Genomic DNA, 13,793 nt, shown 5'->3' with positions numbered 1-13,793 from the left:
GAATAAACCAATGTTTCAGATGTTTATATACGTGGTTGCGCCTGGTGCCGGATTTCTGACTCCGTACCCTAACATAAAAACAAAGGCCCGGTGCTTCTGCACCGGGCCTTTGTAGTATGGCTAAAACTCTAGCTGCTATTCTTTCATCACTTTAATCTGGCTTACCTGCCCGTTCAGCTCCACCTTCAGCACATACATGCCCTTGGTTAGCTTCTCGTATACTGGCAGCTGCACTTCGTTCGGTCCTTCCTGCAGCTCAATCACTTTGCTGTATACTTTCTTGCCGGTCATGTTGTAGAGCACCACGTTGGCCTTGCCGCTCACCTCTGCCGTTACAAACAGCTTAGAGTTGTAGTTGATCGGGTTAGGCGCCACCAGCAGTTGCTGCACCAGCTCACGAGTCTTCACGTTTACGGCCACCACTTTGCTGTAGTCTGTGGTGCCGTCCAGGTCCACCTGCTTCAGGCGGTAGTAGATCGTGCCCGACAGGTTACCCAGCCTGTGCGTGAACTCGTAGTTCAGTCTAATGGAGCTGTTCGAGCCTTTGCTGTCCACACGGCCAATCTTCTCAAAGCCCTTCTTCGCATCCCTTGACATCTCCACCTCAAAGTGTGAGTTGTTCTGCTCAGAGGCCGTAGCCCACGTCAGCAGAACGCTGTTGTTCTGCAGCGCCGCGTTGAAGGCCATGAGTTCTACTGGGAGTGGAACAATAGAGGAGCCTCTTACTGTCAACGACTTTGACGCCGCATTTACTGAGGTATGACTGATTGTGGCCTGGTGTGTATCCTCAGTTGTAGGAATATATTTTACCCAAACCGGATAGTTTACCACCGCACTATCTTCATTCATTGGTATAGAGAGCGTCTTTGTGTAAGGGCCTTCCATCGAAGAAGCGATAACAAAGTTTGCTCGTGGTGCTGCCAGGTTAATATTAGCCTCAAGGTTTGTACCGCTTACCGTATACTGCTGCGGCGCAGACTCTTCTCCTACCATAGCTCTAAACTCTGCCAATGATCCACTAAGTGTAATCACCGGAACGATCACCGTGAACACCTCCTCGCTTACAGCCGTTGGGCCAACCAGGGCAAAAACGCTCACTTTGCCTGTCTGTGCACCTTTTGGCACTATAACCTCCAAGCTTGTTCCGTCTTCTGATTCCAGTATCTGTGAGGTAGCAACACCTCCACTGAACACTACCTTACCAACGTCTCTCAGATTCACGCCTGTAATGGTAAGCTTGGAGCCTACTTTGCCTTCTGTAGGTGTTAGCTTATCAATGATAGGGCTCGTCACTACAAAAGCTTCTGTTGTAGCTACAGTACCTCCAGCAGTTGTTAACTCTATCAAGCCTGTTCTAGCACCGTTTGGCACTGTAACTACTACTTCTGTATTACTGTTTGAAACATTTGTCGCGGCAATTCTGGCTCCGTCCTTCCCGGTAAAGGTTACACTCGAATTCGTGAGCGACATACCTGTTATGGTAACCTCAGTAGCAAATGGCCCGATCTTCGGGAAGAAGTCATCTATCTCAGGTATAATTTTGTAAGATGCGCTGCTTCCAGTACCGCTTAGTGTCGTGAGGGTGATTGGCCCCGTAACAGCTCCTTCTGGTACTGCTATCGTCAACGACTTCAGTTCCACACCGTCAGCATCTTTTCCTGCTTCATTCAAAGGACCTGTAAAGCTGGTCGCTGCAAGACCATTGAATTGTACTGTCTGCAGATCATCGAAATACTTACCCGTGATAGTTATAGCCTCGCCAGCTTTGTTACCTTCTGCCGGTGTGATAGAGGTTACAACTGGTGCCAATACCGTAAAATTAAAAGAGCTTGTACTGGTACCACTTGGTGTAGTTACCGCTATACGTCCAGTTTTGGCCCCTAGAGGAACTGTAACTGTTATTTGATTATCATTATCCACCTTGAAGCTTGTTGCATCGACATCAGTTGATGTACCGCTTAGGAAAGTTACTTTACTAGCCTCAAGGAAGTAATTCCCGGTAATAGTAAATGTTGTCCTGTTTACCTGGCCCTGAGTTGGAGTAAATGAAGTAAACGTTGGTGCAAGTAATTTAAATGTTCCGCTTGCGTCCGTGCCGCTTGGTGTCGTCACGGAAATAGGGCCCGTTTTGGCACCAGCTGGCACAACAACTTTTATGTTGTTGTCATCCACTATTATGAAGTCCCCTGGAGACAATACCACATCATCTGATGTACCACTTCCACCCATAAACCTTACTTCTGTAGCCTGCAGGAAGTACTTGCCACTAATCTCCACAGTTGTCATTCCCACTCTACCTGAAGTTGGGTTGATCGTCAGGATATCCGGAGACAACACAGTAAAGCTCTCCGCAGAGGCACCAATACCACTTGTAGAGGTTACTGTAATCATGCCTGAACTTGCCCCAGAAGGTATCTTTACTGTAAAGGATTTTACTTCTGTTCCAACTGGCTCAGTCTGCCCATCAGCAGGGATGCTTACCGGTACTCCACCGAAACTGATGGAGGTTACATCTCTGAAGTATACGCCAGAAACTGTTACACTTTCACCTACTCTTCCTGATACAGGATTGAACGTGATTTGCTCTGGAGCAAGTGTCTTGAAGCTTTCGCTGCTTTCCCCTGTGCCACTTGGCGTAGTCACTGAAATGGGGCCAACATTTTGATACAGCCTGGCCTGTGGCACATTTGCTAATAGATATGTGTTACCAAGCTCATCCGTCAGAGACTGGAAGGTAGCCGATACACCATTGAACGTTACGTCTGTGGCACCATTGAGATAATTTCCAACGATGGTTACTTCCGTTCCAAAATAACCTTCATTTATTGTATTAGAAGGTCCTCCTACATATATGTCAGTAATTTCAGGAGACAGCACTTTGAACAGCATTGTACCACTGTCTCCTGTGCCACTTGCGGTTGTCACAGCAATCACACCTTCACCAGCATCAGCAGGCGGGTAGGCCGTTATCTGCTCATCACTATCAACCTTATAGCTAGCAGCCTCCACTCCGTTAAATGTTACAGCAGAAGCTCCTGTAAAATACTGACCAGATATAACTACTGGCTCACCAACAAAACCTTCAGTTTTAGAAAGAGAGGTGATTGCAGGCGCAGGTACTTCAAAGTCTTCTGAGCTTGTTGCTTTGCCAGCAGGATTTACTACCGTGATCTTACCTTTGGCTGCATCTTCAGGAACGGTAGCTGTTATGCTTTGGCCATCAGCAGCAACGGTGAAGGATGCTGCAGCAATACCGTTGAATTTAACTGAATCAACATCTGTAAAGTTTGTACCTATAATGGTTACCTCCGTACCTACAGGGCCAGCTTCAGGAGTAAAGCTTGAAATTTGTGGCGATGGGATGACTCTAAATTCACTTGCACTTGTAGCTGCTCCGTTCTCACCATTCACGGCAATAAAGCCTGTAGTGGCATCTGCAGGCACTTGAACAACAACCTCTGTTGCTGTGATTGAGATTGGCGCTGCAGCAGCACTTTCGCCAAATGTTACTTCTGTTACTTGGCTAAGGAGCTTACCAGTAATCTTCACTTCTGTACCTATTGGCCCTTCTACTGGAGTGAATTTTGAGATCAGTGGTGTGGTCAGTACGGTGAAGTCCTCTGTACTTGTGCCTGAGCCTGCTATGTTTGATACCACAACTTTTCCGGTAACAGCATCAGAAGTGAGCGTTACTGTAATTTCAGTATCGCTCACAAAATTGTACGTCACTGCTCCACCACCTACTGTTACTGTAAGATCACCGGAGAAGCCTGTGCCTGTAACAGTAAATGTATCGCCAGCACGGCCTTCTTCCGGGGTAAAGCTATCAACAAATGGCTTCGAGATGATGGTTAAGTCGGAGTCACTGGTTGCTGTGGCCTCTAAAAGTGTCGTTACTGAAACAGGCCCTGTCTGAGCACCGGCTGGCACAACTACAATAAAGCTTTGAATAGCTTTCTCGTCTGTGGTTACTTCTGCTTCCGTAACATCTACACTGGCACCTCCAAAGAAAGTCACAGCTGTTACGTCGCTCAGGTTTTGGCCCGTGATTGTTAGTTCTGTGCCTTGGTACGCAGTAGTTGGAGAGAAGCTAATGATTCTTGGCGTAGCATCTACCGTAAACTCACTCACTTCTAATGCTGCGGTTGTTACTTCTGCCACAGGATTTTTAAGAGCAATCTGTCCGGATATAGCACCAATCGGAACAGTTACTTTTATTTCTGTATCGCTCACTACTGTGAACGTAGCTGCAGCGACTTCGTCTTCTGCCTCTGCCGTACCCAGAAAAGTTACCGTTTCTACACCCGTTAAGCCTGTACCCGTAATGGTAACCACGTCACCTGGCCGGCCTGTAGTTGCCGCGAAAGCCTCAATTACTGGAGCTTTATAAACTGTGAACACCGATGCTGATGTAGCTGTACCTCCAGGGTTTTTCAAAGAGATTTTACCTGTCACTGCTCCTTCTGGCACAGTAACTGTAAAGCTTTGCTCTCCTGTTGCCTGATCTGTAGCCAGCACTAAATCTGCGATATTCGCCGCTACTCCATCAGCAAACAAAACCTCAACGATGTCCTCAAGATATTGTCCTTTAACCGTCACCTCTGTAGCTCCCTCAACACCGGCGGCAGGCTCAAACCCAGCAATAACAGGTGCCGGGATAAAGTCGAATGGGTCAGTTGATGTTGCGGAGCCTGCTGGCGTAGTTACCTTAACTACCCCGTCTCCTGCATTCACAGGAACAACAGCCTGTATTTCAGTATCTGAAATTTCTGTAAAAGAAGCAGTAACACCGTTGAAAGAGACAGCTGTTACTCCAGAAAAATATTCACCAGTTATTGTTACTTCCGTACCCGCACCACCTTTGGCAGGTGAGAAAGGAGCAGGCACAGTAAATTTTGGAGCATAAATCTTAAAGTCCGTGAAGCTGGTATCCCGCCCAGCCGGCGTAGCCACTACTATCCTACCTGTACTAGCACCGCCAGGAACTTTCACCGTCAGGTTACTATCATCAATAACATCTAAATCTGTACCGGCAACGCCATTGAAATACACGTTGGTGGCACCCTTAAAGTATTGTCCATTTATTGTAACTAATGTTCCCGCGCCACCCTCTTTAGGGTTGAAGCCAGTAGTAACAACAGGAGCGGAAACAATAAAGTCTGTTATGCTCACTCCAGTACCTTCGGCAGAAGTAACAGCGATCTTGCCAACCGGAGCACCAGCCGGCACCCTGGCTGTAATCTGAGTTTCAGAGTTTACTGTATATTCTGCTTCTACATCACCAAAAGTTACGGCGGTGGCGCCCAAAAAATTACCACCTGTTATAATCACTTCTGTATCAAACCCACCTTCTGCAGGAGTAAATGAAACTACCTCCGGAGCAGTTGACACTTTAACGGCATCAACCAGCAGGTTAGCATCTACTCTGTTCGTCATTCTTAGCCTTACAGCCTGAGATCCCTTTGGAAGGAGATAGGTTTGCCTGCTTGAGCTCAACTTTGTCTGATTTACGATGCTTCCAACCTCATCGAAGTCTATTCCATTAGCTGAGCTTTCTACAATAAGCGTTGTCTGATAAGCTCCTTCTGCTTTGGTAGTAGCCGCTCGTACTGAGAAGCTAATCCTTGTAGCAGCGTTGGTAGCCATCCCCAACTGTATTGCGAGCTCTGACCCCGCCTGCTTAAAAACGGCAGAGCCGCCTGAGTTACTCGGCGCAAGCTCCGCGCCATCAGCGCTAAGGTTCTTAAAAGTCCATCCTGCAGGCATACCTGCCCCGCCATTGTTTGCCCAAGGACCATCATGAGAAGTCGGCAGCGGCGCCTGCGCCACACCAACGGCGACTATTCCGAGCAAGAGAACGCACTGCAAGAGCAGTGACCTGAGGAGTCGTGTAATAGGGGGATTGTAGAGTTGTGCCATAGCTCGAACTATAAGTGTGTAATTAAATTTTCTTGTGCTATTTTAGAATAAGCATAATTACCACAAAATAAGATAATTTATCTTTCACTTGGGCAACTTATACCTCTATTTTTTTATATAATTTTAATAAAATCTTTATAAAAGGACAATTTGGATATTTTAGCCTCACTAGAGGATTTCTGCTGTTCACTAAAATTTTATTTAGCTTTTCTATCTGCTTTCTATTCCTCCTCCTATCAACATGCAGGGGCGTTCTATTAAAGCAGTCCAATTTATTCAAAAAACCCAATTAATCATAGCTTCGAAAAGAATACAAAAAATTGAGTTCTAATTTCTTACCATAAGTCTCCGAAATGCGATGGAAACAGCACAACTTAGCTGGTTCATAATAGCCTAACTAATATATAAGAGGGAGGTTATACTGTTAAGAAGGGGTGCTCTGGTTTAGTGTTAGCTTTTCCGCGCCACAGGGTATGGGCGATCTATGTTTGGCTGGACATACAGCTCTTGCGAATCCATGTCTAGTGCGACAAGGTTGCCATAGGCGGCATTTTTGTAGTATACGCAGCCCGCATCCAGGTTTAGCTCCTGGTCTTGGTGCGAGGCCGCTTTTTTGATAGCATGCAGGGGAGTAGGCGTGTGGCCGTGCAGCAGTTTCTTATTGCACAGGCGCACCCAATCAGGTTTATAGTCGCGGATGTTGAGCATGGCCTCTTTGTCGGAGAAGATGTCATCCTGCTTAAAGTCGAAGCCGGCGTGCACCAGGAAGTAGTCCGGCAGTTCCAGATAATAGGATAGGCTGTCGAGGAAATGAACATATTTACCGGAAAGCTGCTCAAAGCTTTTGATATCGAAGCTCTGCAGCACAAGCTCCTGCTCGCCTGGCGTTAGGTTTAGCGCCTTCTCGCCTTTCTCCACCGCCTTCAACAGCATCTGGTCGTGGTTGCCGCGCAGGCACTGTACCTGGTACCGCTGCTTTCGGAGGTGAAGGATAAAGTCGATCACCCCCTTAGAGTCGGGGCCTTTGTTTACAAAATCGCCGAGCAGGTACAGCTCGTCTTTTTTTGTGAGTTTAAGCTGGTCGTGCACCATGGCTTTGAGCGTGCGTGCGCAGCCATGAATGTCGGTGATGGCGTAACGGGGCATATCGTCTGTTTTTGCGCGAACAAGGCGGCACCGTAAAGTTAACACAGAAATAGCACCCGTGATACAGGTGCTATTCTGGTTAAGCAATGTTAGGTATGTTAATTATACTTATTGTTGTCTATATCAGGCTTGTTCGTGTTCCGGTTCGGGTTGTTTGTTTTAATGTTTGCTCCGGTTTTATCCGGCCCCTCGGTATGCTTTTTCTTCAGCTCCTCGTGCTCTGCGCGTGTCTGGTTTGGGTCAACGGGCTTGCCGCCTGCCGCTTTGTCCTGTCCGCGTCCGGTTGGTTTACCTTCGTTCTCTGAGCTTGGCTGTGTGTGCTTATATGATGGCATAATGTCCTCCTTTTTTAAAATTCAACTTCACGACAGGCAGGGTTAAGCCTGCCGGCCATACTTTTCAATCATTATTATACTTTAAAGCGCTTAGGTGCCGCGCCCTTCGTCTTCTGTGCGCATGTTATCGGCTGGCGGAATGCCGTCATCGGCAAAGTCGTTCACGCCGGTGGCGCTGGGCCCCTCTGAGGCTGTGTCGCTGCCGTAGCCTTCTTTGCCGTCGCGGTTACCGAAGCCACCGCGCTGGTGCTCGTTTTTCGGCGGATCTGCGCCAGGTATAATGTGCCCGGCCCGCATCTCCTGATCACCTGTGTCTTCATCTATCTCGCGAAAACCGCGCTTGTTCGGAGGCTGGTTCTGCAGCTTGTCCGAGTCATCTCTATTTTCAGCCATAATTGTATTCTTTTTGTTATAACAACGCTGCTTTACCAAAGCGCGTGTAGTTGGTTTTACTCTTTTCCGGTCGCTTTGGTTTAGGTGGTCACCATTTCACCGCCGTTGATGTGCATGATTTCGCCTATGGTGAAGGCTGAGTCTTCGGAGGCCAGGTACACGTACGCAGGGGCCACCTCCGATGGCTGCCCGGCACGCTTGAGCAGGGTCTTCTGCCCAAATTCGGCTACCTTTTCCTTGTCAAAAGAGGCGGGGATAAGCGGTGTCCAGATAGGGCCGGGGGCCACGCCGTTCACGCGAATCTTCTTATCGGCCACCATTTGGGCCAGGGTACGGGTAAAGGTAAGGATGGCGCCTTTGGTAGAAGAGTAGTCCAGCAGCAGCTTGTTGCCATGGTAGGCTGTAACGGAGGTCGTGTTGATAATGGTGCTTCCCTCCTTCATGTGGTTCAGGGCTTCTTTCACGAAGTAGAACATCGCGAAAATGTTGGTGTCGAAGGTGCGCTTCAGTTGCTGTTCCGTAATATCCCGGATGTCTTCCTGCGCGTGCTGCTCCCCGGCATTGTTCACCAGCGTGTCCAGCCGGCCGAACTCCTGCACGGTTTTCTTCACCGCCTCACGGCAGAAATCCTCCTTGCCCACATCCCCAGAGATCAAAAGGCACTTGCGTCCCTCTTTCTCCACCATTTGCTTGGTGTCCTGGGCATCCTTGTCCTCGTTTAAGTATACAATGGCCACGTCGGCTCCCTCGCGGGCAAAGTGCACGGCTACGGCACGGCCAATGCCGCTGTCTCCACCTGTGATCAAAGCCACTTTGCCTTTAAGCTTGTCGCTGCCTTTGTACCCTTCGCGGATTATCTCCGGCTCCGGCTTCATTTTATGCTCCTTGCCCGGCTGCTCCATTTCCTGGGGCGGAAAAGATTTTGGTTTGTTTTCCATAGTTTTTATAGGTTTATGATATTGAACGTGTTCTTGAACAACATTTAAAGCTATACGCCTGCCCTGCCCTCATGTTTCTGAAAGCAAGCACAGGCCAGGAGGCTGAAACACCTGTAAACTATGTGGAGAGAAGAAAACAACAGCTTAAAGCGCAGCCTTACCTTTAAAGATTTCAAGCAGGCAATCGCCTTTATGAACGCAGTGGGCGAGGTGGCCGAGGAGCTGGACCACCACCCCTGGTGGAGCAACGTGTACAACAAGGTGGAGATAGAGCTCACCACTCACGACGCCGGCAACACCGTAACAGAAAAGGACCACCAACTGGCCCGCCGCATCGACGAGATTTACGACCGGATGATGGCCGAAGAGGGATAAATCTATACTTGCCGGCAGTTTATGCTGATGCAAACGGCCCCTTTTGTGCGCAAAGGGAGGCTGTTTATAGTTTTACAGGCTACATGCGTCCCTTTCAAGTATAAACCTGCAGCGCTCCTGCTTTTAAAAGGCGTCTTCCTGAAGTATAAAGGGCGCCTCCCTTTTTACTTTCTTCCCTTTCACCTTTCTCCCTTATCTATAGTATCTTTACGCCATGCAGGAACAGGAAAAGACAAGTTTGTACCTGGTGCCGACCCCGATCGGTAACCTGGAGGATATTACGCTGCGGGCCATACGCATACTGAAGGAGGTGGACGTTATACTGGCCGAGGACACGCGCACCAGCGGAAAGCTGCTGCAGCACCTGGGCATCGAAAAGCGCATGCACAGCCACCACCTGCACAACGAGCACAAGGCCACCGCCCACCTCATCGACCGCCTGAAGGCAGGGGAGGTGATGGCCCTGATCTCCGACGCAGGCACGCCCGGCATCTCAGACCCTGGCTTCTTTCTGGTGCGCGAGTGCCTCAAAAACGATGTAAAGGTGGAGTGCCTGCCAGGCGCCACAGCTTTTGTGCCGGCGCTGGTAAAATCCGGCTTCAGCACCGATCGTTTTACATTTGAAGGATTCTTGCCGATAAAGAAAGGCCGGCAGACGCGCCTGCAGAGCCTGGCAGAGGAGGAGCGCACCATGATCTTCTACGAGTCGCCGCACCGCCTGCTCAAGACGCTCGCGCAGTTCAAGGAGTTTTTTGGAGGCGAGCGTGAGGCCTCTGTTTCACGTGAAATCTCCAAGATGTTTGAGGAAACCATCAACGGCACCCTGGAGGAGTTGATCGAGGTCTTCAGCAACAAAAGTATAAAAGGGGAGTTTGTAGTAGTGGTTTCAGGGGCTGCTAAAGGAGGCAAAGCCGACAAAGAATAAGATGAAAGCATTTATAAAGAAGCTGACGCTGGCGCTGCTGCTCAGCCTATTCACCCTGCCCGCCTGGGCGCAGTTCGAGGACATCCAGCTATCGCCTGACGCTAAGATCAGCCTGATCACCTGCTCGCCGGGGCCGGACCTGTATGCCATTTTCGGGCACAGCGCCGTGCGCGTAAACGACCCTGCCACCGGGCTGGATGTGGTCTTTAACTACGGCACCTTCGATTTCGACGAGCCCAACTTCTACCTCAAGTTCGCGCAGGGGAAGCTCCGGTATAAGCTGTCGGCGGCGCACTTCCGCGACTTTGTATACAGCTATACCATGGACAACCGCTCGGTGTATGAGCAGGAGTTTAATTTTAACGAGGAGCAGAAGCAGCAGTACTGGGCCTTTCTCACCAACAACTACCTGCCGGAGAACCGCTTCTACCTCTACGACTTCTTCTTCGATAACTGCGCCACCCGCATCCGCGACGGCATAGAGGCCACCTTCCCCAGCCAACTGGCTTTTAACATCAGCCATTTCGACAAAGACTACAGTTTCCGTAACCTCATCGATTTATACCTGGGCCCGCAGCCTTGGGGCGATTTTGGCATCGACATCGCGCTGGGCGCCCGCATCGACCAGGAGGCTACGCCTTACCAGTACATGTTTCTGCCGGACTACCTCTCTAAGGGCCTGGCCAATGCCACGATCTCCCAGAACGGGCAAACGAAACCGCTTACCCTGGAGCAGCAGGTGATTTTTGAGCGCGACCCTTCGCAGCCGTTGGAGGCAGGCTGGTTCACGCCGCAGCTGCTGTTCTGGCTGTTTTTGGCCGCCGTCGTTGCCCTTACGGTAGTGGACTTTATGAAGCGCCGCCGCAGCCGCGTGTTTGATATGGTGTTTTTCCTGCTGCTCGGGCTGCTAGGTATTGTTATCCTGCTACTCTGGTTCGCCACCGACCACCAGGCTACCGCCTATAACTTTAACCTGCTCTGGGCCATCCCCACGCACGCCATAGTTGCCGTCTTCCTGGGCCGCAACATACTGCCGGACTGGGTGCGCAAGTACATGCTGGTCACGGCCATTATCACCACAGTAGCCCTGGTGGGCTGGCCGTTGTGGCCGCAGATGTACCACGCGGCTTTCCTGCCGATTATGGTGGCGGCCATACTTAGAGGTGCATATGCCGTATGGTTCTCTAAAAAGGCGCAAGCCCTGGCAAATTTAAAACCTGTAGCATAGCTGATATGAACCTGAACCAACTGGCCAACAACCTCAACATACTTTGCCGCAGCGTCGGCGCCTTTATCCGAAAGGAGGGGGAAACCTTTGACCGCTCCAAGATAGAGCAGAAAGGCGTCAACGACCTGGTTTCTTACGTGGACAAGGAGGCGGAGCAGAAGTTGGTAACTGGGCTGCGCAAGCTATTCCCGGAGGCAGGCTTTATTACCGAAGAGGGCACCGCCACGACCCGCGGCGAGCGCTTTAACTGGGTGATAGACCCGCTGGACGGCACCACGAACTTTACCCACGGCCTGCCCGCCTACTGCGTGAGCGTGGGCCTTATGGACGGCGACGAGGTGGTGCTGGGCACGGTGTACGATCCGAACCGCGACGAGTGCTTCTGGGCTTACAAAGGCGGCGGCGCCTTCTGCAACGACTCCCCCATTAAAGTGTCGGATGCCCCAGCGCTGAAGGACAGCCTCATTGCCACCGGTTTTCCCTACTATGACTTTGGCCTGACGCAGCAGTACCTGCAGGTGCTCGGCTCGTTCATGTCTAAATCCCACGGGGTGCGGCGCATCGGGTCTGCCGCTATTGATCTGGTATATGTGGCCTGTGGCCGATTCGAGGGCTTTTTTGAGTATAACCTCAACGCCTGGGACGTGGCAGCCGGCGTTATCATCGTGCAGGAGGCAGGCGGACGGCTCAGCAAGTTCTCTGAAGGCGGGGACTTTGTTTTCGGGAGGGAGATCATCGCCAGCAACGGCAACATCCACACCGAGATGCAGCAAACCATCGGCGAATTCTGGAAAAAGCCTCAGGCCTAAACTTTTTATACTTTCACACGGTTTCTAAAGTATGATCCAGCAAGTCCTCATTCTGCTCGTTTTTGTGGCCGCGGTAGCTTACATGCTGCGCATGCTGTACCAGGCCTTCTCCGCTAAAAGCGGCTGCGCCAAGAGCTGCGGCGCCTGCTCCACCATCGATTTCAAGAAGATACAGCAGGACCTGGAGAAGCAGCAGGCAAAAGCCTGACGGTCGCCTTTCGGTTTCCAAAGCAGCTGCTTTTCAGCCTGCTTCCTACATTAATCCTCCACTGCTTGTATCTAAACTTTGTTTTTGCGTATAGTTCTATACTTAGGAATAGAATCATTAAAAACGATATACTATGCAAGATAAAGTTGAAGAAAGATCTTTAGTGAACGTACTTAACCGCCTGAGAAAGGATGGCTACAAGTATGACTTTAAAGTAGGGCAGGACGGAAGGCTCTGCACTATGGAAGAGAAAGACTATTTTACCCCAGAGCAAGTGCGCATTGTAGACTTCTACAGATTTGAGGGCGAGAGTAACCCCGATGACATGTCTATACTTTATGCGCTGGAGACACGCACTGGCCTAAAAGGCACCATATCCAACTCATACGGCCCCTATGCCGACGAGAACGTGGACACCTTCCTGAAGCAGGTGGAGGACCTAGGCAAGAACCTTGACAAGAACGACAAATAAAAGCAGCGGGGGCCGGTACATACCGGCCCCCGCTGTTACTGCTATTACCTGCCTTTCGCCTATTGCTCGCCATCCTGGCGCTGGCCTTTCTTCACAGAGGCTGTGATGTTCTTTAGCTCCTCGCTCAGTTTCTCCCCGCCTTTTATGCCAAAGTCCAGCGTGCGGATTGGGAACGGGATCATGATATCATTCGCGTCGAAGGCTTTCTTTATCTTGATGATGGCGTCGCTCTTGGCGCTCACGAAGTCCAGTTGGCGGTGGTAGTTTACCCAGAAGCGGGCCTTAAAGTTGATGGAGCTATCGCCAAAGGCGTCATACATTACCTCAATCTCGCGGCTGGGCACACGGTTCTTCACATCCTGCAGCGCCTCTACCACCACCTGCTGCACGCGCTCCAGGTCCTCCCCATACGAAACGCCCACCTCCAGGTCGATACGGCGGGTGCCGTAGATGGAGTAGTTCGTCATGGGGTTCTCAAACACCATCTTGTTGGGCAGCCGCACCAGCTCGCCTGTTACCTGCCGCACATCTATGGTGCGCAGCGTAATGCGCTCGATCACACCGAAATAGTCGTTTGTCTCGATCATGTCGCCCACGCCAAACGGCTTTTGCACGGCAATGATCACCCCGGAGATAAAGTTTGCCGCAATATCCTGAAAGGCAAAGCCCAAGGCCAAGCCAATGATACCCACACCAGCCAGCAACGAAATCACCACTTTGTCCAGGTTCAGGATACTCAGCACAAAGAAGCAGCCGATCATCAGCATGCCGATGTACAGCAATGTCAGGATGAGGTTATTAAGGGCGGCACTGTGCGAGAACTTATTGATAAACTTTTCCAGCCAATTGCGAATGAAGCCGGCTACGTAAAACGTGACGATCAGCAGGACAAGGGCTACAAAGATGTTCGGGAGCATTAGCACGATCTGCGCTCCCCAAGCCTCCAGCTTACTCCACAGCAGCTCTACGGCATCATTTATGTCTTTCATTGAGGTATTTAAGGAAATTTCCAAAATATTGGTTGTTCAATGTTATAAGTTCTTCG

At 50.3% G+C, this 13,793-nt stretch carries 12 protein-coding genes; 6 read left to right on the top strand and 6 right to left on the bottom strand.

The features are described from left to right. Nucleotides 1–135: 135 nt before the first annotated feature. From PXG97_RS14270 to PXG97_RS14250, 5 genes are all read right to left on the bottom strand, one after another. Entirely contained in the window at nt 136–5,766 is a 5,631-nt protein-coding gene (locus tag PXG97_RS14270) for an IPT/TIG domain-containing protein (RefSeq protein WP_276498447.1), read from the bottom strand. A 603-nt stretch (nt 5,767–6,369) separates the two neighbouring features. Next, nucleotides 6,370–7,065 (bottom strand): metallophosphoesterase family protein, encoded by a 696-nt coding sequence (locus tag PXG97_RS14265; protein WP_276498446.1) that lies wholly within the window; start codon nt 7,063–7,065, stop codon nt 6,370–6,372. A gap of 98 nt (nt 7,066–7,163) precedes the next feature. Further along, nucleotides 7,164–7,400, bottom strand: a complete 237-nt coding sequence (locus PXG97_RS14260) for a hypothetical protein (RefSeq protein WP_276498445.1) — start codon at nt 7,398–7,400, stop codon at nt 7,164–7,166. 90 nt (nt 7,401–7,490) lie between these two features. Further along, nucleotides 7,491–7,793 carry a hypothetical protein gene (locus PXG97_RS14255; protein WP_276498443.1) on the bottom strand — a complete coding sequence of 101 codons (303 nt, stop codon included), beginning with the start codon at nt 7,791–7,793 and terminating at the stop codon, nt 7,491–7,493. Nucleotides 7,794–7,873: 80 nt separating this feature from the next. Continuing rightward, on the bottom strand, nt 7,874–8,731 hold the full coding sequence (locus PXG97_RS14250) for an SDR family oxidoreductase (protein ID WP_276498442.1): 858 nt from the start codon (nt 8,729–8,731) through the stop codon (nt 7,874–7,876). Between the two features lie 120 nt (nt 8,732–8,851). Here PXG97_RS14250 and PXG97_RS14245 point away from each other — a divergent pair, with 120 nt between their 5' ends. The 6 genes from PXG97_RS14245 to PXG97_RS14220 all read left to right on the top strand — a co-directional run bounded on the left by PXG97_RS14245 (nt 8,852) and on the right by PXG97_RS14220 (nt 12,748). Further along, nucleotides 8,852–9,106, top strand: coding sequence for a 4a-hydroxytetrahydrobiopterin dehydratase (locus tag PXG97_RS14245; protein ID WP_276498441.1), 255 nt, complete (start codon nt 8,852–8,854; stop codon nt 9,104–9,106). Between the two features lie 214 nt (nt 9,107–9,320). Next, the gene (rsmI, locus tag PXG97_RS14240; RefSeq protein WP_276498439.1) at nt 9,321–10,031 is read left to right on the top strand and encodes a 16S rRNA (cytidine(1402)-2'-O)-methyltransferase; all 711 of its coding nucleotides are present in this window, start codon (nt 9,321–9,323) and stop codon (nt 10,029–10,031) included. A gap of 1 nt (nt 10,032) precedes the next feature. Beyond that, nucleotides 10,033–11,259, top strand: a complete 1,227-nt coding sequence (locus tag PXG97_RS14235; RefSeq protein WP_276498438.1) for an Lnb N-terminal periplasmic domain-containing protein — start codon at nt 10,033–10,035, stop codon at nt 11,257–11,259. 5 nt (nt 11,260–11,264) lie between these two features. Then, nucleotides 11,265–12,068, top strand: a complete 804-nt coding sequence (locus tag PXG97_RS14230; RefSeq protein WP_276498437.1) for an inositol monophosphatase family protein — start codon at nt 11,265–11,267, stop codon at nt 12,066–12,068. A 31-nt stretch (nt 12,069–12,099) separates the two neighbouring features. Beyond that, nucleotides 12,100–12,276, top strand: coding sequence for a FeoB-associated Cys-rich membrane protein (locus tag PXG97_RS14225; protein ID WP_276498436.1), 177 nt, complete (start codon nt 12,100–12,102; stop codon nt 12,274–12,276). Between the two features lie 133 nt (nt 12,277–12,409). Next, nucleotides 12,410–12,748 carry a hypothetical protein gene (locus tag PXG97_RS14220; RefSeq protein WP_276498434.1) on the top strand — a complete coding sequence of 113 codons (339 nt, stop codon included), beginning with the start codon at nt 12,410–12,412 and terminating at the stop codon, nt 12,746–12,748. A gap of 59 nt (nt 12,749–12,807) precedes the next feature. Here PXG97_RS14220 and PXG97_RS14215 read toward each other — a convergent pair whose 3' ends face one another. Beyond that, complete coding sequence (locus tag PXG97_RS14215; RefSeq protein ID WP_276498433.1) at nt 12,808–13,737, bottom strand: mechanosensitive ion channel family protein; 930 nt, start codon at nt 13,735–13,737, stop codon at nt 12,808–12,810. Nucleotides 13,738–13,793 lie beyond the last annotated feature (56 nt).

Source organism: Pontibacter litorisediminis (genome assembly GCF_029360645.1).
In the GTDB taxonomy this organism is placed as follows: domain Bacteria; phylum Bacteroidota; class Bacteroidia; order Cytophagales; family Hymenobacteraceae; genus Pontibacter; species Pontibacter litorisediminis.
Note: the sequence above shows the minus strand (reverse complement) of the source record. Positions and strands in the feature narration are given on the sequence as shown.